This is a genomic window from Limnohabitans sp. TS-CS-82 (genome assembly GCF_002943475.1).
The window spans coordinates 506,651-527,017 of record NZ_PTQX01000002.1 but is presented as its reverse complement, the minus strand read 5'-3'; the positions used below and the strand labels follow the sequence as shown (position 1 = coordinate 527,017).

The 20,367-nt window shown below is 58.0% G+C and carries 22 protein-coding genes; 6 read left to right on the top strand and 16 right to left on the bottom strand.

Annotated features, from left to right (window positions below; all coding sequences use genetic code 11):
- Window positions 1-10 precede the first annotated feature (10 nt).
- Entirely contained in the window at window positions 11-1,156 is a 1,146-nt protein-coding gene (locus C5F52_RS06850; RefSeq protein ID WP_104797576.1) for a cupin domain-containing protein, read from the top strand.
- A 153-nt stretch (window positions 1,157-1,309) separates the two neighbouring features.
- Window positions 1,310-1,498: a hypothetical protein gene (locus tag C5F52_RS06845; RefSeq protein ID WP_104797575.1), complete on the top strand. Its 189-nt coding sequence runs from the start codon at window positions 1,310-1,312 to the stop codon at window positions 1,496-1,498.
- Between the two features lie 62 nt (window positions 1,499-1,560).
- Here C5F52_RS06845 and C5F52_RS06840 read toward each other — a convergent pair whose 3' ends face one another.
- The 7 genes from C5F52_RS06840 to C5F52_RS06815 all read right to left on the bottom strand — a co-directional run bounded on the left by C5F52_RS06840 (window position 1,561) and on the right by C5F52_RS06815 (window position 7,188).
- Window positions 1,561-2,346 (bottom strand): MBL fold metallo-hydrolase, encoded by a 786-nt coding sequence (locus C5F52_RS06840; protein ID WP_104797574.1) that lies wholly within the window; start codon window positions 2,344-2,346, stop codon window positions 1,561-1,563.
- Between the two features lie 26 nt (window positions 2,347-2,372).
- Window positions 2,373-3,440, bottom strand: coding sequence for an outer membrane protein assembly factor BamC (bamC, locus tag C5F52_RS06835; protein ID WP_104797573.1), 1,068 nt, complete (start codon window positions 3,438-3,440; stop codon window positions 2,373-2,375).
- Window positions 3,441-3,496: 56 nt separating this feature from the next.
- Entirely contained in the window at window positions 3,497-4,390 is an 894-nt protein-coding gene (dapA, locus tag C5F52_RS06830; protein WP_104797572.1) for a 4-hydroxy-tetrahydrodipicolinate synthase, read from the bottom strand.
- A gap of 74 nt (window positions 4,391-4,464) precedes the next feature.
- Window positions 4,465-5,022: a bifunctional 2-polyprenyl-6-hydroxyphenol methylase/3-demethylubiquinol 3-O-methyltransferase UbiG gene (locus tag C5F52_RS06825; RefSeq protein ID WP_104797571.1), complete on the bottom strand. Its 558-nt coding sequence runs from the start codon at window positions 5,020-5,022 to the stop codon at window positions 4,465-4,467.
- Between the two features lie 6 nt (window positions 5,023-5,028).
- Window positions 5,029-5,826: an SDR family oxidoreductase gene (locus C5F52_RS06820; protein ID WP_104797570.1), complete on the bottom strand. Its 798-nt coding sequence runs from the start codon at window positions 5,824-5,826 to the stop codon at window positions 5,029-5,031.
- Between the two features lies 1 nt (window position 5,827).
- On the bottom strand, window positions 5,828-5,962 hold the full coding sequence (locus tag C5F52_RS30360) for a hypothetical protein (RefSeq protein ID WP_255416356.1): 135 nt from the start codon (window positions 5,960-5,962) through the stop codon (window positions 5,828-5,830).
- A gap of 5 nt (window positions 5,963-5,967) precedes the next feature.
- Entirely contained in the window at window positions 5,968-7,188 is a 1,221-nt protein-coding gene (locus tag C5F52_RS06815; protein WP_201746974.1) for an MFS transporter, read from the bottom strand.
- Between the two features lie 131 nt (window positions 7,189-7,319).
- On the opposite strand from C5F52_RS06815, the gene C5F52_RS06810 reads away from it, so the two are divergent.
- Window positions 7,320-9,299, top strand: a complete 1,980-nt coding sequence (locus C5F52_RS06810) for a DNA topoisomerase IV subunit B (protein WP_104797569.1) — start codon at window positions 7,320-7,322, stop codon at window positions 9,297-9,299.
- Window positions 9,296-11,647: a DNA topoisomerase IV subunit A gene (parC, locus tag C5F52_RS06805; protein WP_104797568.1), complete on the top strand. Its 2,352-nt coding sequence runs from the start codon at window positions 9,296-9,298 to the stop codon at window positions 11,645-11,647. Before C5F52_RS06810 ends, parC begins: the two co-directional genes overlap by 4 nt.
- A gap of 81 nt (window positions 11,648-11,728) precedes the next feature.
- Here the strand turns inward: parC and C5F52_RS06800 are convergent, their stop codons facing one another.
- Window positions 11,729-12,097: a hypothetical protein gene (locus tag C5F52_RS06800; RefSeq protein ID WP_104797567.1), complete on the bottom strand. Its 369-nt coding sequence runs from the start codon at window positions 12,095-12,097 to the stop codon at window positions 11,729-11,731.
- A gap of 74 nt (window positions 12,098-12,171) precedes the next feature.
- Window positions 12,172-12,741: an O-methyltransferase gene (locus C5F52_RS06795; protein ID WP_104797566.1), complete on the bottom strand. Its 570-nt coding sequence runs from the start codon at window positions 12,739-12,741 to the stop codon at window positions 12,172-12,174.
- Window positions 12,742-12,845: 104 nt separating this feature from the next.
- On the opposite strand from C5F52_RS06795, the gene vapB reads away from it, so the two are divergent.
- Together vapB and C5F52_RS06785 are read left to right on the top strand one after the other, a co-directional pair.
- Window positions 12,846-13,079, top strand: a complete 234-nt coding sequence (gene vapB / locus C5F52_RS06790; RefSeq protein WP_104797565.1) for a type II toxin-antitoxin system VapB family antitoxin — start codon at window positions 12,846-12,848, stop codon at window positions 13,077-13,079.
- Entirely contained in the window at window positions 13,079-13,489 is a 411-nt protein-coding gene (locus tag C5F52_RS06785; RefSeq protein ID WP_104797564.1) for a type II toxin-antitoxin system VapC family toxin, read from the top strand. Before vapB ends, C5F52_RS06785 begins: the two co-directional genes overlap by 1 nt.
- Window positions 13,490-13,511: 22 nt before the next feature.
- Here the strand turns inward: C5F52_RS06785 and C5F52_RS06780 are convergent, their stop codons facing one another.
- The 7 genes from C5F52_RS06780 to C5F52_RS06750 are packed head-to-tail and all read right to left on the bottom strand — an operon-like array spanning window position 13,512 to window position 20,358.
- A complete protein-coding gene (locus C5F52_RS06780) occupies window positions 13,512-14,306 on the bottom strand; it encodes a crotonase/enoyl-CoA hydratase family protein (protein WP_104797563.1) in 795 nt (264 codons plus the stop codon).
- Between the two features lie 20 nt (window positions 14,307-14,326).
- A complete protein-coding gene (locus C5F52_RS06775; protein ID WP_104797562.1) occupies window positions 14,327-15,361 on the bottom strand; it encodes an acyl-CoA dehydrogenase family protein in 1,035 nt (344 codons plus the stop codon).
- Window positions 15,362-15,371: 10 nt separating this feature from the next.
- The gene (locus C5F52_RS06770; protein WP_104797561.1) at window positions 15,372-16,529 is read right to left on the bottom strand and encodes an acyl-CoA dehydrogenase family protein; all 1,158 of its coding nucleotides are present in this window, start codon (window positions 16,527-16,529) and stop codon (window positions 15,372-15,374) included.
- A complete protein-coding gene (locus tag C5F52_RS06765; RefSeq protein ID WP_104797560.1) occupies window positions 16,526-17,824 on the bottom strand; it encodes a CaiB/BaiF CoA-transferase family protein in 1,299 nt (432 codons plus the stop codon). The genes C5F52_RS06770 and C5F52_RS06765 overlap by 4 nt, the downstream gene beginning before the upstream one ends.
- Complete coding sequence (locus tag C5F52_RS06760) at window positions 17,821-18,807, bottom strand: tripartite tricarboxylate transporter substrate binding protein (protein WP_104797559.1); 987 nt, start codon at window positions 18,805-18,807, stop codon at window positions 17,821-17,823. Before C5F52_RS06760 ends, C5F52_RS06765 begins: the two co-directional genes overlap by 4 nt.
- Window positions 18,808-18,829: 22 nt before the next feature.
- Entirely contained in the window at window positions 18,830-19,810 is a 981-nt protein-coding gene (locus C5F52_RS06755; protein ID WP_104797558.1) for a tripartite tricarboxylate transporter substrate binding protein, read from the bottom strand.
- A 50-nt stretch (window positions 19,811-19,860) separates the two neighbouring features.
- Window positions 19,861-20,358, bottom strand: a complete 498-nt coding sequence (locus tag C5F52_RS06750; protein WP_104797557.1) for a MaoC family dehydratase — start codon at window positions 20,356-20,358, stop codon at window positions 19,861-19,863.
- Window positions 20,359-20,367 lie beyond the last annotated feature (9 nt).

Below are 20,367 nucleotides of genomic sequence, written 5' to 3'. Positions count from 1 at the left end.
TTGTCGCACGATGAATGTGAACAAACCCCTGACCCTGCTCGGCGGCATCAGCCCCGCTGAATTTATGAACACCTATTGGCAGCGCAAGCCGTTGTTGGTGCGCCAAGCCATTCCTGAATTCACGGCCTTGCTGAGCCGCCCCGAGTTGTTTGACTTGGCGGGGCAACCTGAGGTTGAGTCGCGCTTAGTGGTAGGCGACAACGACGGCCAGCGCGCATGGGACATGCAGCGTGGTCCGTTCAAGCGCCGCGCGATTCCCAAACTCACCGAACGCGATTGGACCTTGTTGGTGCAGGGTGTGGATCTGCACGACGACCGAGTGGCCGCGTTGATGCAGCAATTTCGCTTTGTCCCCGATGCCCGCTTGGATGACGTGATGATCAGCTACGCCACCGACGGCGGTGGTGTCGGTCCGCACTTTGACAGCTACGACGTGTTTTTGTTGCAAGCGCACGGCCAACGCCGCTGGCGCATTGGTCGTCAAAAAGACTTGTCTTTGGTGCCCGACATGCCCCTCAAAATTTTGGCGAACTTCAAGCCAGAACAAGAATGGGTGCTCAACCCAGGCGATATGTTGTATTTGCCACCGCGCTACGCACACGATGGCGTGGCTGTGGGCGAGTGCATGACGTATTCCGTCGGTTTCAGAACTCCGCAAATGGGCGATTTGGCGCGTGAACTGTTGATTCGCGTCAGCGAAGAGGCTGAAGAATCGGTGGGTTGCGAACTTTACAAAGACGCCGATCAAGCCGCTGTCACCAAGCCCGCCGCCATTCCCGAGGGGTTGGTGGACTTCGCCAAATCTGCTTTGCAGCGTGCTGTGAATGACCCGCTGGCCTTGCCTCGGGCTTTGGGCGAGTTCTTGACTGAGCCGAAAGCCAATGTGTGGTTTGAAGCAGGGACGCCTCCTGATGTGCTAAAAAATGTGCATTTAGACCGACGTAGTCGCATGATGTATGACGATCATCATATTTTCTTAAATGGTGAAAGCTGGCGTGCAGCAGGCAAAGATGCCACGTTGATGCGTAAATTGGCGGACGAACGTGGTTTGAACGAAGCATCACTTGCAGGCGCAAGTGCAGATGCGTTGTCTTTGCTCAATGACTGGTGTGACGATGGCTGGTTGCACGCGAATGCACACAATGCCCCAAGATGACGCAGAACTGACGCGGCGCGTGCATCAACTCAGGATTTACCCCTATAATTAAGAGCTGAGTTAGAAGGGCTGGAGTCCATCAGCTCGGTCATGGTGAAAGCCATGGCAATTTTCGAAAATTGTTTTATCCCTCTCCCTTTAAGGAAAATTGACATGAAAAAATCGCTCCTGTTGGCGACCCTCCTGGCTGCTGCTGCTCTCGTCGCTTGCGGTAAAAAAGAAGCTCCTGCTGTTGAAGCCGCTCCTGCTGCTCCAGTGGCCGCTCCTGCTGCTGAAGCTTCGGCTCCTGCTGCTGACGCATCTGCTCCTGCCGCTCCTGCTGCTGAAGCCGCAAGCAAGTAATTCGTCTTCGGATGAATGCAAAAAGCCACCTTCGGGTGGCTTTTTTCATGGGCGATTGAATGTCAAACGTGAATCCATCCGCTGCCGCCTGTGGGCTCGGCCACGTCTATGTCTGAAGGAGCACAGCCCATCACGTCAGACAGACACGCACGGGCCAATTCTGGTGTGTTGTTGCGTTCGCTCAGGTGTGCGGCAAGTACGTGGCTAAGCGCACTGTGTTTGATTTGACGAAGCAGGTCAGCCGCCGCGTGGTTGGCCAAATGCCCCCATGCGCCGCCTACACGTTGTTTTAGAAAACTGGGGTAGCTTGAGCGCTGGAGCATCTCGGGGTCGTGGTTGCTTTCGAGCAACAAGGCATGACACCCTTGCAGCGCTGCCACCACATGCGGTGTGACATGCCCCAAATCGGTCACCACACCCAATTGACGATCACCATTGGTGCAACGCAGTTGCAAAGGTTCTCGCGCATCGTGGGGCACCGTGAAGGGCGAAATCTGTAATTCACCGCATGCCAAGGTTTGCCCATCACGGACTTCTTGGACCCACGTCTGCAAAGGTTGCCAGTGCGGGTCTTGAATGGCCAGCCAGGTGCCTCGACTCATCCAAATGGGCGTGTGGTGGCGTTTCACGAGGCTGCGTGCGCAGCCAATGTGATCGCCATGCTCGTGGGTGATGAAGATCGCATCGAGCGCTTGGGCATCTGTGCCTGCTTCTTCTAGGCGAGCCTCTAAATCACGCAGCCGCAGGCCGCAGTCAATCAACAAGCGGGTGGTGTGAGCGCCACTCTTGGCCTCAACCAAGGTGGCATTGCCTGAGCTGCCGCTGCCCAGGCTTTTAAAGCGCAGCATGACGCAGGGTCATCTGAGCCGAGTGCTTAGCGCAGATCGTCAGACAGCAACTTCAGGATGCGTGCCGCGATAGGTGCGTTGCCCGTGGCTTCACCCGTGGCGGTGTGAACGGTTACCTGAGTTTGTGCCTGTTTGGATGCGACGCGAATCTGGTATTTCACCGGACCCGTTTCAGGCGTAGAAGCGCTGAACAGCTTGGTGAGGAAGCCTTTTTCTTCTTTCTCAGCCGTATCGACGTAACGCACAAAGTAAATGCCTTTGGCGCGGTCACGGTCTTCGACGGTGAAACCGGTGCGGTCCAATGCCAAGCCGACGCGACGCCAAGCCACGTCAAACGAATCAGGCAAGGTCAAGGTGCTGGCACCACCGCTGTTGACGATCGCCATTGAGGCGCTTGCAGGGGCTTTGCTTGCCAAGATGGATTTGGTTTGCTCAGCAGAAACGCCCAGCTTGACCATCAAGCGGCTTAAAAACTCAGCTTCCAACTCGGGATCGCTGGGGGTGGCCTGCCACATGGTGCGTGTTTTCGAGGCGTCTGTGTACTCTTCGCTCATGCCGCGGTGGGTGACATAAATTTCAACGCCACCCGTGCTGTTGCGCTCTAAGCGGGTGCGAAATTTGTCGCGTGTACCCGACGAGTACAGACCGTTGAAGACTTTACCCAAGGTGCGACGGATGAAGTCTTGTGGAATCTTGGCGCGGTTTTCAGCCCATTCGGTTTCCAGCAAGCCCAATTGCTCTTGCTCAACGGTGTAGGTGAAGCCGTTTTCTTTCCAAAATGCTTGCGCAATGGGCCACACGGCTTCGGCAGGGCGGTTCACCACGAGCCAACGCTGGCGGCCATCACGTTCCAAACGCACATCGTTAATTTGTTTCACCGCTGTGGTCGGCAATGCCGCCGTTTGAGGTGCAGACATGTTGCTGGCCAACACGGAGCCGCCTGGAACGGCATAGCGTGTGTCGCGCGCCAGTTGCGTCAAGTCGGGGGGGATGTCCAGCGGCACGATTTTGGCGGTGCCGTCGGATTTGTAGTTCACCTTGTCGGTGTCCATCAGCGAGCCACAAGCGCTCAGCAAACTCAAGGCCAGCAACATGACGCCAGTGCGCGTCGAGTAAGAAAAAAGCGTCACAGCGAAAGCCTTTGTGTGTATCAAATCAAACCGGCAGCGCGCAGAGCGCCTTCAACCACGGGTTCGTTAGAAGGGGTGAGTTCGGTCATGGGCAGGCGCAAGGTGGGGCCGCACAGGCCCATGCGCGTCATGGCCCATTTCACGGGAATCGGGTTGGCTTCGACAAACAGATGCTTGTGCACAGGCATCAGCTTGAACTGAATGTCCATGGCACGTTTGACGTCGCCGGCCATGGCCGCCACACACAACTCGTGCATTAAGCGGGGTGCCACGTTGGCGGTCACGCTGATGTTGCCTTGGCCGCCGCACAGCATCAAGGCCACGGCGGTGGGATCGTCACCGGAGTACACGGCAAAGCCTTTGGGTACGTCACGAATGAGCCATTGGGCGCGTTCGATGTTGCCGGTGGCTTCTTTCATGCCGACGATGCCTGGCACTTGGGCCAAGCGCAGCACGGTGTCGTGCGCCATATCGGCCACACTGCGGCCGGGCACGTTGTACAAAATCACGGGCAAGTCCACCGCCTCGGCAATGGCTTTGAAGTGCAGGTATTGGCCTTCTTGCGTGGGCTTGTTGTAGTAAGGCACCACTTGCAGTTGGCAATGGGCGCCAACTTTCTTGGCAAACTTGGCCAGCTCAATCGCTTCGGCGGTCGAGTTCGCGCCACAGCCCGCCATGATGGGGACGTGACGTTCGGTGTGTTTGGCGGCTTGCTCGACCGACACGCGGATGATTTCGCAGTGTTCTTCCACGTTCACGGTGGGTGACTCGCCGGTGGTGCCCACGACGCCGATGCAATCGGTGCCTTCGGCAATGTGCCAGTCGATGAGTTTGCGCAGGGTGGGGTAGTCAACGCTGCCGTCTGTGTGCATGGGGGTGGCCAGTGCCACGATGCTGCCGGTGATAGGTGTCATGTCCGCAAGTTCGGTCGGGGTAAAAGGTTCATTCTAGCCAGTGCTTCAACGGGTTTTGCCAAGGGCTTGCCCGCTCACAAGGGGTAACGCACGGGCTGGGTCGTTTCGTTGACAGGCTTCACGGCAGCGATGCGTTGGACAAAGCGATCTGGCGCGGCCAGAAAACCCTCTTCAAACGCCACCACGCGCAGGTCTTTGCAGACTTTCAGCAGCTCGCCGGGCTGCAGCAAAAAGTCCGGACGCGAGGGCTTGCCCACGGTTTCGTTGCCTGCGGCAAAGGTTTCATAAATCAACACGCCGCCCGCCGCCACGCTGGCGAGGATGTGGGGCCACAAGGGGCGCCACAAATAATTTGTTACCACCACCGCACCAAATGTGCGCCCTGACAGCGGCCAAGGCCCGTTTTCAATGTCGGCACACAAGGTTTCGCCCAATCCGGCTAAAGCGGCAATGGCTTCGGGGTTACGGTCCACACCCACCACGTCATGGCCCAACTTGGCGAAATGCCGCATGTGGCGGCCATGGCCACACGCGATGTCCAGCACGGTGGCGTGCGGTGGCACGAGGTGCGACCAGCGTTGCACCCAAGCGGAGGTCGCTTCGTTGCCGTGAAGAAGGGCGGGAATGGTCATGGGTCGTTATTTGTTAAGGGCAGACCACACCATGCGGTCTAGCAACTTGGGAGCGATCAACTTCAGCCACTGGCCGAGTTTGCCTTGCGACGTCATCACCACATCGCGTTGGCGTTTTTGCATGCCACGAATGATCAACTCTGCACAGGTGGCCACGGGCATGGCGTTGTCTTCTTTGAGGCCGCTCACCCCAGCTTTGTGGCCTTGGGCGTTGAAGCCGTTGTAGCGAATCTGGGTGTCCACCACGCCGGGGTAGGCGGTGGTCACGCTGACGCCTGCGGCTTGCACTTCGGTGCGCAGGGCTTCAAAAAAACCCGTCATGGCAAATTTGCTGGCGCTGTAGGCCGTGCGCCCAGGCACGCCGACCAAGCCTGCCAGCGACGACACCGCCACCACCCGACCGCGACTTTGCTTCAAAAATGGCAAGGCCGCATGCGTGCACCACACGCTGCCCCACAGGTTGATGCGCATCACGTTTTCGTACCAAGTGAGGTCGTCAAAACGCACCTCGTCGAACATCGCATGGGCTGAGATGCCGGCGTTGTTGATCAAGGTGTCGATGCCGCCAAAGCAACGCACGGTTTCATCAATGAGTTGCTTGCATTGCACTTTGTTCGACACATCGGTGGGCACCAGCAGCGTGTGCGCGCCGTGGGCTTGGCAAAACGCTTCGATCTCGCGCAGCTTTTCGATCCGACGTGCGGCCAACACCAAATTCACCGCGGGCCCCCACTGTTTGGCCAACTGTTGCGCGATTTCAGCGCCAATTCCGTCAGAAGCACCGGTGATGATGATGGTCGTCATGTCAGAAACACCCCCACATTTGGTTAGCCAAGGTCAGTAAAAAATCGGGCTGCAAATACAGCGACAACACCCCCAGCAGCACGATGGTGCAGGCTAGGCCCACCAGGACTTGCCGCCAAATAGGGTGCTGCGCCATCCAGCTCATGCTGCAACAGGTGCGTGGCCGCGCGCAATCGCGTTTTCACGCACAGGCAAGTTGACCAGCGCCGCAAACACGCCCAAGGCGATGGAGATGTACCAAACGATGTCGTAGCTGCCGGTTTTGTCATACAAGTACCCACCCAACCACACGCCCATGAAGCTGCCAATTTGGTGGCTGAAGAACACAAAACCGCCCAACATGGACAAATGCGCCACGCCAAAAATTTGGGCCACCACCGCGTTGGTCGGTGGCACGGTGGAGAGCCACAGCAAGCCCATCACGGCCGAGAAGATGTACACGCTCCAAGGCGTCAGCGGCACCAGCAAAAACACGGAAATGGCGATCGAGCGTGAGAAGTAAATGAACGCCAAAATTTTGCGTTTGGCCAAGCGTTGGCCCAAACTGCCCGCGATGTAGGTGCCAAACACATTGAACAAACCAATCAGCGCTAAGGCAATGCTGGCCACTTCGGGTGACAAGCCGTGGTCTTTCAAATAACTGGGCATGTGTACGCCAATGAACACCACCTGAAAGCCGCACACAAAGTAGCCCGCCATCAGCAACTGAAAGCTGCGGTACGCAAACGCTTCACGCAACGCATGCAAGATGGATTGGTCGCGATGCGGTGTTGCGCCACCCGCAAAACCGGGCTCGCGCAAGCCGTAGGCCAGTGGAATGATCATCAAAGTGGCCAAGCCTAACCAGACCAAGGCCTCTTGCCAGCCCAAGGTGCTGATCAAAAAGCCTTCGGTAGGCACCATCAAAAACTGGCCAAACGAGCCAGCGGCTGCGGCCACACCCATGGCCCACGAGCGTTTTTCGGCGCTCACGTTGCGGCCAATCACGCCGTAAATCACTGCATACGTGGTGCCCGCTTGGGCGATGCCAATCACCACGCCTGCCGTGGCGGTGAACAGGGCGGGCGTGTCGGCGTAGGCCATGCCCGTCAAGCCCAGTGCATACAGCACTGCGCAGGTCACGATCACGCGGAATGCGCCAAAGCGGTCGGCCAACATGCCCGAGAAGATGCCTGCAAAACCCCAAGTCAAGTTTTGGATGGCAATCGCCATGGCAAAGTTTTCGCGGGTCCAGTTTTGGGCTTGGGTGATGGGTTGCAGCCACAGGCCAAAGCCGTGGCGCACGCCCATCGACAAAGTCACGATGGCGGCTCCGCAGAGCAGCACTTGCCACATGGGTAAGGTTTTGTTGTGTTGAGTCATGCCTCCACTTTAACCAAGCCCGCAAGCCCTTGGGTGTCGCCGTGGCCCACGGTGTCGGTGAAAAGTAGTCAAAGTGACTTGGCTGTTGTTTTATCCAGTCCCTCGTTTTGTTCTGTCTACAATTCGCGCCCATGGCGACCAAGCAAACCACTACCCCTCCCGAATACTCCGAAGGCTCGATTCGTGTTCTCAAAGGACTCGAACCCGTCAAGCAGCGTCCGGGCATGTACACCCGCACTGACAACCCGCTGCACATCATCCAAGAAGTGCTGGACAACGCGGCCGACGAAGCGTTGGCGGGTTACGGCAAAAAAATCAGCGTCACGTTGCATGCCGATGCGTCGATCAGCATTGACGACGATGGACGCGGCATTCCCTTTGGCATGCACCCCGAAGAAAAAGCGCCCGTGATCGAGCTGGTGTTCACCCGCTTGCATGCGGGCGGTAAGTTCGACAAAGGCAAAGGCGGTGCTTACAGCTTTTCGGGCGGTTTGCACGGCGTGGGCGTGAGCGTGACCAACGCGTTGGCCAAACGCATGGAAGCCACCTCGTACCGCGAAGGCCAAGTGGCCCGTTTGGTGTTCTCAGGTGGCGACGTGATCGAACCTTTGGTGACCCGCCCCCAAGCCAGCGGCGACCGCAAGCAGGGCACCTCGGTGCGCGTGTGGCCTGACGCCAAATACTTCGAATCGTCGGCTTTGCCAATGAATGAGCTGGTGCACTTGTTGCGCAGCAAAGCCGTGCTCATGCCCGGCGTGAGCGTGACGCTCATCAACGAAAAAACCAAAGAAACCCAAAACTGGCTCTACAAAGGCGGCCTGCGCGACTATTTGATGCAGACCTTGCACGGCGAGCCCGTGATTCCTTTGTTTGAGGGCGATGGTTACGCTGACAGCGGCCACGACAGCTTTGCCGAAGGCGAGGGCGCTGCGTGGGCCGTGGCCTTCACCGAAGACGGCGCTCCTGTACGCGAGAGCTACGTCAACTTGATTCCCACCAGCGCTGGCGGCACACACGACAGCGGTTTGCGTGATGGCTTGTTCACGGCGGTCAAGAGCTTCATTGAGTTGCACGCCTTGCTGCCCAAAGGCGTCAAGCTCATGCCGGAAGACGTGTTTGCGCGTGCCAGCTACGTGCTGAGTGCCAAGGTGCTGGACCCGCAGTTTCAAGGCCAAATCAAAGAACGCCTCAACTCTCGCGACGCCGTGCGTTTGGTATCGAGCTATGTGCGCCCCACCTTGGAGCTGTGGCTCAACGAACATGTGGACTACGGCAAAAAGCTGGCCGAACTCGCCATCAAAGCCGCGCAAACGCGCCAAAAGGCGGGTCAAAAAGTCGAGAAGCGCAAAGGCTCGGGCGTGGCCGTGTTGCCTGGCAAGTTGACCGACTGCGAAAGCAAAGACATTGCGCACAACGAAGTGTTCTTGGTCGAGGGCGACTCAGCCGGTGGCAGCGCCAAGATGGGCCGCAACAAAGAAAACCAAGCCATTCTGCCGCTGCGTGGCAAGGTGCTGAACACCTGGGAAGTCGAGCGCGACCGCTTGTTTGCCAACAACGAAATTCACGACATTTCGGTGGCCGTCGGCGTGGACCCACACGGCCCCAACGACAGCCCCGACATGAGCGGCCTGCGTTACGGCAAAGTGTGCATCCTGAGTGATGCGGACGTAGACGGCTCGCACATTCAAGTGCTGTTGCTCACGCTGTTCTTCCGTCACTTCCCTAAGCTCATCGAAGCGGGCCATGTGTTTGTGGCGCGTCCACCGCTGTTCCGTGTGGACACACCCGCGCGTGGCAAAAAGCCAGCCGCCAAGGTCTACGCTTTGGACGAAGGCGAGCTGACCGCCATCCTGGACAAACTGCGCAAAGATGGCGTGGCCGAGGGCAAGTGGAGCATCAGCCGCTTCAAGGGCTTGGGTGAGATGAGCGCCGAGCAACTGTGGGACACCACCCTCAACCCCGACACCCGTCGCCTCATGCCCGTGCAACTGGGCTTGCTGGACTTTGCCACCACCGAAGGTTTGATCACGCAACTCATGGGCAAAGGCGAAGCCGCCGCACGCCGTGAGCTGATGGAACTGCATGGCGATTCGATTGAGATTGACGTATGACCGATTTGTTAACCCCCGAACTGCCCACCGCTGACAACGATGGCGACATCGCGCTGGGCCACTACGCCCAACGCGCTTACCTTGAATACGCACTCAGCGTGGTCAAAGGCCGCGCCTTGCCCGACGTGTGCGATGGCCAAAAGCCCGTGCAGCGCCGCATTCTTTATTCCATGTCCCGCATGGGTCTGGGCTTCAGCGGCCCTAACAACAACACAGGTGCCAAGCCCGTCAAGTGCGCCCGCGTGGTCGGTGATGTGCTGGGCCGCTACCACCCCCACGGCGACAGCGCCGCCTACGAAGCGCTGGTGCGCATGGCGCAAGACTTCGCGCAACGCTACCCACTGATCGACGGCCAAGGCAACTTTGGCTCACGCGACGGCGACGGCGCTGCGGCCATGCGATACACCGAAGCTCGCTTGGCCAAAATCACCACGTTGTTGTTGGATGAGATTGACGAAGGCACGGTTGACTTCCAGCCCAACTACGACGGCTCTACGGAAGAGCCCAAGCAGTTGCCCGCACGTTTGCCATTTGCCTTGCTCAACGGCGCAAGCGGCATTGCCGTGGGTATGGCCACTGAAATTCCAAGCCACAACCTGCGCGAAGTGGCCGATGCGTGCGTGGCACTCATCAAGACCCCCAAGATGAGCGACGCCGAGTTGCTGCAAATCTTGCCCGCACCCGATTACCCCGGTGGCGGCCAAATCATCAGCAGCGCGTCTGACATTGCCGATGCTTATCGCACAGGCCGCGGCTCGCTCAAAGTGCGCGCTCGCTGGACCATTGAAGAATTAGCCCGTGGCCAATGGCAACTGGTGGTGAACGAACTTCCCCCCGGCGTGAGCAGCCAGCGCGTGTTGGAAGAGATTGAAGAGCTCACCAACCCCAAGGTCAAGACGGGCAAGAAGGCGCTGAGCGCCGACCAAACCCAACTCAAAGCCACCGTACTGGCCGTGTTGGACGTCGTGCGCGATGAATCCAGCAAAGATGCGGCAGTGCGTTTGGTGTTCGAGCCCAAGACCCGCACCATTGAGCAACAAGAGCTCATCACCACCTTGCTGGCGCACACCAGCTTAGAAACTTCGTCGTCCATCAACCTCACCATGGTGGGTATTGATGGTCGTCCTGTGCCTAAGTCGCTGCGCGACATGCTGACCGAGTGGATTGAGTTCCGCTCAATCACCATCTTGCGTCGTTCGCAGCACCGCTTGAACAAAGTGCTGGACCGCATCCATATCTTGGAAGGTCGCCAGTTGGTGTTGCTCAACATCGACGAGGTGATTGCCATCATCCGTCAGAGCGACGAGCCCAAGCAGGCGCTGATGGAGCGCTTCCGTTTGAGCGAACGTCAAGCCGAAGACATCTTAGAAATTCGCCTGCGTCAGCTGGCGCGTTTGGAAGCCATCAAGATTGAGCAAGAGCTCAAAGAGCTGCGCGACGAACAAGCCAAGCTGGAAGACATCGTGGGCAACCCATCGGCGCTGCGTCGCTTGATGGTCAAAGAAATCGAAGCCGACGCCAAAACCTTTGCCGACCCACGCCGCACGCTCATTCAAGAAGAGAAAAAAGCAGTGGCTGAAGTCAAGGTGGTGGACGAGCCAGTGACCGTGGTGGTTTCTGAAAAAGGCTGGGTGCGTGCACGCACCGGCCACGGCCACGAAGCCAGCGCCTTTGCCTTCAAGGCGGGCGACGGCTTGTACGGCACGTTTGAGTGCCGCACCGTGGACACCTTCATCGCGTTTGGCTCCAACGGCCGCATCTACTCGGTGCCCGTGTCGGCCTTGCCCGGCGCACGTGGCGACGGTCAACCCGTGACCACATTGGTTGATTTGGAATCGGGCACTCAGTTGCTGCACTACGTGGCTGGCCCTGCTGGCGCCACCTACTTACTCAGCAGCTCGGGTGGCTATGGCTTCATGGCCAACATTGAGCACATGATTTCGCGCAACAAAGGCGGCAAAGCCTTCATCACCGTGGGTGAGGGCGAAACCGTTTGCCGTCCATCACCTGCCAGCGGTGGCTCGGGCGCGCAGCCTGTGGCACCTGCCACGCATGTGGCTTGCGCCTCTACCGGTGGCCGCTTCTTGACCTTTGAGCTGTCTGAACTCAAAGCGATGGAAAAGGGTGGTCGCGGCTTGATGCTGATCGATCTAGAAACCAAAGACACCTTGGCCGGTGCAGCGGCGTACACACGCAGCGTGCGCATCGAAGGCATTGGCCGTGGCGGCAAAGTGCGCGAAGAAACGCTAGAAATTCGCAGCTTGAACAACGCCAAAGCGGCGCGCGCCAAGAAGGGCAAAGTGGCGGACTTGGGCTTTAAGCCGAATGCGGTGGTGCGGGTGGAGTAACCTGTTGCGACCCAAATGAAAACGGCCCTTGCTTGCAAGGGCCGTTTTGCGTTGCTTTCAAGATTCTCTAACGATCAGACATTAAATTTGATGTTCATTTTTCCATTTCCATGCGGCTAGGACGCTTGCAATTGCCAGTAGGTGATGCGTTAAATCTAGTACGGTGTGAAGGCCAAAAGATTCTCCACCGATCAGATGAACCACTTGATGAATCAAGAAAAATAAACCGTAGGTCATTGATGCAATCAGCACAAATACGCGCCAAGCGTGGTTTGAAAATAGCTGAATACCGACTTGCATTAATGCATTGAAGCAAAGCATGCCAATCAATAGGCTCAGGCCCAACTCACCGGGGTCGTGTTTTAACGCTTCGCTGAGCTCTGCGTAACGTCCGCTCATGGCGTGTTGTATTGGGTCGAGCAGCAGCATGATGATTAATACGGCCATCATGCCGGACCATGCGGAAGTAAGCGTTTGACGGTGGTTGATCAGTTGTGTTTTCTTTCTTCTTGGTTCCGTGGTGATTAGGCTTTTACAGCAATCACAACACCACTCGCCCAATCCAACTGCGTCACATGCCAATTCGGCAAACCGTGTAAAGTCTGAATCAGTGCATCCACTTTTTCTGCATGGCCATCAGGCCAGTTCGGTTGAGGCAGCATGTCGTCAATCACATACATGCCACCAGGTTTGACCAAGGCCAGAGCTTCATCTAACAAGCGGTATTTGCCGGACCATGTGTCTGCAAATACAAAGTCGTAGGCTTGGCCGAGTTGTTGGCGTAAAAATTCATCGCCATCAGCGCACACCACATGCAGGCGCGAGTCATGGCCGAGGTGGTGTTGCAGGATGTTCAGCAGTGAGGCATCGTTGTCGACAGTGGTAAGGGTTGATGTGGTATCCATGCCGTCTAAAAGCCATGCGGTAGAAAGGCCAGTGCCTGAACCCAGTTCTAAAAAACTTCCACCCGTTTTGCTGGCTGCCAATGTGCGCAGCAGCGAGCAAGTTTGCGGCTCAGAGGGCATACTGAAGCCCGCTGCTTGTGTGTCTGCCCAGAGGGCTTGGATGACTTCAGGAGAATTGTTGCTGTTCATGCACCTTATTTCCATTAACTAATTTGTACTCATTGATATTAATGCAGGCCATTTGATTTGTTTTGACTCACGCTATATACTTTTGCTATATACAGGAGTGCCCCATGAGTATCACCACCGTTTTCACCAACAACCGAACCCAAGCCGTGCGCTTGCCAGCCGATGTGCGTTTGCCCGATGGCGTGAAGAAGGTCGAGGTGCGTGCGCGTGGGGTGGAGCGTGTCATTTCGCCCGTGGGGCAGCGTTGGGATGAGTTCTTTCAGCAGGGGCCGCAAGCGTCTGACGACTTCATGGCAGAGCGTGCCACTCAGGTGCAGGCAGACCGCGATGCGTTGTGATGTTGAAGTATCTGCTCGATACCAACATCGTTATTTACGTCATAAAGCGCCGTCCCATCGAAGTGTTGGGCTTGTTCAACGAAAACGCGGGGCGCATGGCCATGTCCGCCATCACCTTGTCTGAGCTGTATCACGGGGCCGAGAAGAGCGCCAAGGTGTCGCAAAACCTTGAAGTGATTGAAGAGTTCAGCAGCTTGCTAGAGGTGTTGCCCTACACGGCCAAGGCATCGGCGCATTACGGCTCCATTCGCAGCTCGTTAGAGAAAGCGGGTCAGCCCATTGGCGTGAACGATTTGCACATTGCTGCCCACGCACGCAGCGAGGGCTTGGTGGTGGTGACCAACAATGTGTCTGAGTTTGCCAGGGTGCCAGGTTTGATGGTGGAGAACTGGGTCACCCCTTTGAACTGACCTCTTTGAAGAGTCGCGTTCCTCAGTTGCCAAATTGCGGCGCACGTTTTTCTACAAACGCCCGCACAGCCTCGTGGTGGTCCGTCGTCATGTGCGCAATCGCTTGGTAGCCTGCAGACAACTCCAGCAAAGACTCCAAGGAGCTGCGTTCACCCTCGCGCAGCAAGCGCTTGGTCATGCGCAACACGCCGCCGGGGTTGGCCACAATTTTGGCGGCCAGTTTGCGGGCTTCGTCCAGCAGTGTGTCGTGCGCGACTACGCGTGACACCAAGCCGCAAGACAAGGCTTCTTGTGCCGTCAAGGCCTCGCCGGTGAACGCCATTTCGCTGGCTTTTGAAATGCCCACCACGCGCGGCAGCAGCCACGCACCGCCATCGCCAGGAACGATGCCTACTTTGACAAAGCTTTCGGCAAAGGTGGCTTTGTCTGACGCGATGCGCATGTCGCACATGCAGGTCAAGTCCAAGCCCGCGCCAATGGCGGGGCCGTTGATGGCCGCAATCACGGGCACGTCCAAGTTGTAAAGGGCTTTGGGCAAGCGCTGAATGCCGTTGCGGTATTCCTCGCGGATGGTGTCGGGCGTCAGGTTTTCTTTGAAATAGCGCTGCATGTCTTTGACGTTGCCGCCCGAGCTGAACACGGGGCCGGTGCCCGTCAAGATCACGCAACGGATGGCGGTGTCCAAACGAATCGCATCGCACGCGTCGACAAACTCTTGCACCGCGGTGTTGCCCGTGAGCGCATTGCGCGTCTCGGGTTGGTTCATGGTCAAGATCAAGACAGCGCCTTCGCGCTCGGTTTTCAAAAATTGTGTCATGGTGAATTCCTGTGTGTGTTTTAAGCGGTGACGTCGGTGGCGTTGCGAATCAAGTCGAGCACCAAGTCGCTACGGTGGTCAACCAACTCGTTGCCCAAGATGGTGTGCCAATACGATTCCGAGCCGCCTGCTTGACGCCACGCATGCAAGCGACGGGTGAAGAGTTGCAAATCAAACTCGTGGGTAAAGCCGATTGCGCCGTGGATGGAATGGCTCAGGCTGGCCACCTCCAACGCGGCTTCGCTGGTGCGCGCTTTGGCCACGGCCACACGCACACGGTCGGGCACAGCGGTGTCGCTGGCGCAGCCCAGTTGGGCCGCCATGTGGGCTGCAAAACTGTGCTCGGCCATGACGCTGAGTTGGTGCTGAATCGCTTGGAATTTGCCAATGGCTTTGCCAAACTGCACACGGTCATTGGCGTACTGCAAGGTGTTGTTGAACACGGCCAATAAAGCCCCCGACAACTGCACTGCATTGATGCAGCCCAGCAGCAAACGCACATCTTGGTGTTTGGGCAACTGCAAACCCGCGGCGACGTGTTGGGCCGACCAACGCAAATCTGCATCCAGCACAAAACTGGCGGGCGATTGTTCTGCGTCTTGTGTAGACAGCAACCACGTGTGTTGCGCATCGCTGACCAGCACCGCATCGGCCATGCGACCCAGTTGCACGTTGGCACACACCAAGCTGCCGTCATCCGCCAAGCGGCCTTGCGCCAAGGTAATGCTGCCCTTGGCCGCATCCGCCCAAGCTGAATCAACCCGCCCCACCTCTGACAGACCCGCTTGCGCTAATACGCTGCGCGCCATCATGGTTTCAGCCAAAGGCACGGGCACGGTGTAGCGGCCACACAAGGCCATCACGCCCTGTGCCTCACGCAATGACAAGGCCGAGCCACCGTGTGCCTCAGCCACCAAAGCGTCGGCAAAACCCGAGCTGTCGATCTGCGTCCACAGCGCCGCACCGTCGCCCGAGGCTTCGATTTGGCGCACCACCGCAGGGGTGCATTGGTCGTCTAGGAGTTGACGCAACGCGTCTGAAAAAAGATCGTCCATCACATGCCTTTCAACGCAAGCCTAAGCCGCGCGCGATCATGCCGCGCAAGATGTCACGCGTGCCACCGCGCAGTGAATACGAGGGCGCCACTTGCGTCACGTAGTTGAGGGTTTGCAGCAGTTCCAGTGGCATGTCTTGCGATTCGCGGGAGAACAAGTCGTCGGCAATCGCTGCGGGAATGAGTTGCTCCACGCCCGTGCCCAAGTCCTTCACCAAGGCAGCTTCCACCACGGGGCTTTCACCGCGGGTGAGTTTTTCGGTGATGGCCACCGACATGGCGCGCAAGGGCGTGAGTTGGCTGGCAATTTTTCCGGCCAAGCGCACGGCCTCGGGCGTTCGACCCTGCGGGGTGCGGATGAACGCCAACCATTGGTCAAACAACACAATGCTGGAGTACAAGCGCTCGGGCCCACTGCGCTCAAACGCCAGTTCGGCGGTGACTTGTTCCCAGCCTTGGCCTTCTGCGCCAATCAAGGCATCGTCTTGGAGTTGCACGTTGTCGAAAAACACTTCGCAGAAATGGCTGTCGCCCGACAGGTCGGTAATGGGGCGGACGGTCACGCCGGGCAAAGACAAATCCACAATCACTTGCGACAAGCCTTTGTGGCGGTCTTGTGCATCGCCCGAGGTGCGCACCAGCGCGATCATGTACTGGCAGTGGTGGGCGTTGGTGGTCCAAATTTTTTGGCCACTGAGCGACCAGCCGGTGTCGGTTTTGGTGGCGCGTGTTTTCACGCTGGCCAAGTCTGAGCCTGAGTTGGGCTCGCTCATGCCAATACAAAAGAACGACTCGCCGCGGCAAATGGGCGGCAGGTAAAACTGCTTTTGCGCTTCGGTGCCGTATTTCAAAATCAGCGGACCGCTTTGACGGTCGGCAATCCAGTGCGAGCCCACGGGCGCGCCAAAGTTCAAAAACTCTTCCACTAACACAAAGCGTGTGAACGCATTGCGTCCACCGCCGCCGTATTGCGCGGGCAGGGTGATGCCTAGCCAGCCGCGTCGACCCAACTCACGGCTGAACGCAGGGTCGTAGCCCGACCACGACTTGGCGCGAATGTGCGCAGGCACGTCGCGCATGGCATCGCTCAAAAAGGCACGCACCTCGGCGCGCAAGGCCTCATCGTCCGCAGGAATGCGGGTGAGGTTCAGTGAATCCAGAGTGCTCATGCCGGTAGGCCTCCCAAAACACCTTGTTGTTGTAATGCGTTCATCGTTTGCTCAGACAGTCCCAATACCTCGCTCAGCACGCTGCGCGTGTGTTGCCCCAATTGCGGGGGCGTGGTGCGGTATTGCACGGGGGTGTCTGACATGCGAATAGGGCTGGCCACCAAGGGAATGTCGCCCGCCACAGGGTGCGGCATGGTGAATTGCAAGCCACGCGCTTGCACTTGTGGGTCGGCAAACACATCGGCCAAGGTGTTGATCGGGCCGCAGGGCACACCGACTTGCTCGAACAGTTCAATCCACTCGCGCGTGGTGCGCATGACGGTGGTTTGTCGCATCAAGGGAATCAACACATCGCGGTGGATGACACGCGCTTGGTTCGATACAAAACGTTCGTCCGTGGCCCATTCCGACTTGCCTACAGCATGGCAAAACTTGCTGAATTGACCGTCGTTGCCAATGGCCAAAATCATGTAGCCGTCGGCCGTTGGGAAATCTTGGTACGGCACCGTGTTGGGGTGGGCGTTGCCCATGCGGGTGGGCGACTTGCCGCTGTAGAGGTAGTTCATGCCTTGGTTGGCCAAGCACGCCACGCCCACGTCTAGCAAGGCCAAATCGATGTGCTGACCGCGCCCCGTTTGTTCGCGTGCAGCCAAGGCGGCCAAGATGGCGGTGCTGGCATACAGGCCGGTCAAGATGTCGGTCAACGCCACACCGACTTTCATGGGGCCTTCGCCGGGTTCGCCATCAGGACGGCCAGTGACGCTCATCAAGCCGCCCATGCCTTGGATCAAAAAGTCATAGCCCGCACGATTGGCATACGGACCGGTTTGGCCAAAGCCCGTGATGGAGCAATAAATCAAACGTGGGTTGATGGCGTGCAGCGAGGCGTAGTCCAAGCCGTAATGCGCCAAGCTGCCAACCTTGAAGTTCTCAATCACGATGTCGCAGCTTTTGACCAACTCGTGCAGCAGCTTTTGCCCAGCAGTTTGGGTGAAGTCCACCGCGATCGATTGCTTGTTGCGGTTGGTGCACAGGTAGTAGGCCGAGTCGCGTGTTGGGTTGCCTTCGTCATCTTTGAGGAACGGTGGGCCCCAAAGCCGCGTGTCGTCGCCCGTGCCAGGGCGCTCGACCTTGATCACATGCGCGCCCAAGTCGCCCAAAGTTTGCCCCGCCCATGGGCCGGCCAACACACGAGAAAGGTCCAGCACACGCACGTGGGACAACGCGCCTCGTGGTGTATCGGATGCTTGAGGTGGGTGCGATGCGTCAGGTGCTGACGAGCGGTTGGCGCTCATTGCTGCTCCACCTTGGCTTTGGTGACGATGCGTTTCCACAACTGAATTTCAGCGTTTTGAAACGCCCGCATTTCTTCGGCACCACCGCGCATGGTTTCGGCGCCCAATTTTTCATAGAACTCACGCGTTTCAGGCAGGGCTTCGATCTTGCCCATGATGGCCGCCAACTTGTCGGTTTCGACTTTTGGTGTTTTGGCCGACACCACTGCGCCAACCCACGTGTAGGCGGTGAAACCAGGCAAACCTGCTTCGATGGCGGTAGGCACGTTGGGCACCGCTGGCACGCGGCGATCGCTGGCCACAGCCAAAGCGCGCAGCTTGCCGCCTTTGACCAACTCGGAGGCGCCCGTGATGTCGGCGAATGCCATGTGAACGGTGCCCGATGCCACAGCCGTCATGGCTTCAGAGGCCCCTTTGAAAGGCACGTTGAACAGCTGCACACCCGCCACGTCGTTGAACAACTCAGCCATCAGTTGGTAACCGGCTGAGCCCGAGCCGTAGTCGAGCTTGCCTGGTTGTGCCTTGGCCGCTGCGACCAACTCGCTGACTGAGTTGTAGTTGGATTGCGCAGGCACCACCAACAAGGCGGGGGCACGCATCATCATTGACAAGGGTGCGAAATCGGTGACGGGGTCATAGGGCAAGCTTTTGAACAATGCCACGTTGACTGCCAAGGTGGAGTTGCTGCCCACGAACACGGTGTAACCATCGGCCGGTGCGCCCAACACGTTGCGCACCGCAATGAAGCCGTTGGCGCCGGGCTTGTTATCGACCACCACGTTTTGCCCTGTGAGCTCAGTGAACTTTTTGGCGAAGTAACGTGCCGAGGTGTCGGTGCCACTGCCCGGTGGAAACGGCACCACAAACTTGACGGGCTTGGAAGGAAAGTCTGCCGTCTGGGCCAAGGCCGAGGTGGTGCCCAAAGTGCCCACCACCGACATACAGGCTGCCACCACTGTTTTGAAAAAGAAAGAACGGATCATGCGAAGTCTCCTGAATGTGGAATCAATCTAGAGAAGCGCCGGTCTGTTTGACCACACGGTTCCAACGGTCCAACTCTGATTTGATGTAGTTGCCGTATTCCACGGGCGTTGAACCCAAGGGCTCTGCACCTTGAACCGCCAACTTGGCGCGCACATCGGCAGAGCCGAGGGCTTTGATGACCTCGGCGTTTAAGCGTTTGACGATGTCTGGCGATGTTTTGGCGGGCACCAACAGACCTTGCCAAGCGCCCACTTCAAAGCCGGGCATGATGGTTTCGTTGAGGGTGGGCACATCGGGCAACACGCTGGTGCGTTTGAGGCTGGTGACAGCCAAGGCCTTGAGGCGCTTTTCTTTGATGAACGGCAGGGCCGAGTTGATGGTGTCGGTGGTGAACTGGGTTTGACCTGCCACCAAATCGGTCAACGCGGGCGCACTGCCTTTGTAGGGCGCATGCACGGCGGTGAGGCCCTTGTCTTGCAAGATCAAATACGCGCCGAGGTGGGTGATGTTGCCGTTGCCCGCCGAGCCGTAGCTCAGTTTGTCGGGGTTGTTTTTGGCGTACTGCACAAACTCTTGCACGGTGTTGACGGGCAGTGAGGGGTGCACGGCCAACACCAATGGTATGACGGCGGTCAGGGCCACAGGCGCAAAGTCGGCCCGCACGTCGTAGCTCATTTTTTTATACAGCGCGGGGCTCAAGGCGACGGCTGAGGTGTTGTAGAACAAGGTGTAACCATCTGATGGTGCCTTGGTCACCAGCTCAGCAGCGATGTTGCCGTTGGCGCCGGGTTTGTTGTCGACCACCACAGACTGGCCCATTTGTTCGGTGAGTTTTTGCGCCAACACGCGTGCGACCAAATCGGTGGGGCCGCCGGGTGGGAAGGCAATCACCATGCGAATGGGTTTGTCGGGGTAATTGGCTTGCGCCATGGAGACACCCGAGGAGAGGGTGGCCATGGCGAGGGCAGAGGCTAAGACGGTTCGGCGGGTGGTGATTTTCATGTTTGTCTCCTGTTTTTAATGTGTGTGTTGGATGGGCTGAATGTGGCGCATCACGTTGGACGACCGGCGAGCAAGCGCGTGGCGGTGTAGGTCATCACCACCACGCCGCGCTGGTTGAACACGCGAATGTCGGAGCTGACGATGGCGCGGTTTTTGGTAGAGGTGGGGCGCACGCCCGTGACTTCGATCTCAGCGTGAATGGTGTCGCCCACCACCACAGGCGCCAAGATTTTTTGCGTCAACTCCAGCATGGCCAAGCCGGTGCCTTGGATCATGGTTTGCAAAATGAAACCTTCAATCAAGGTGTAGGTCAAAGCGCCGGGCACGGGGCGGCCTTGGATGGCACCGCCTTCGTAACCTTCTTCAATGAAGATGGCTTCCAACATGCCCGTGCAGGAAATGAAGTTGACCAAGTCGGTTTCGGTGATCGTGCGGCGGAAGGTGTCAAACTGTTGGCCGACCGAAATGTCTTGCCAATAGAAGCCTTGACCTAGGCGCCTGGATTGAGGTGTGTTTTGGATTGTGATTGGTGGTGTGGGCAATGCCATGTGAGTCAC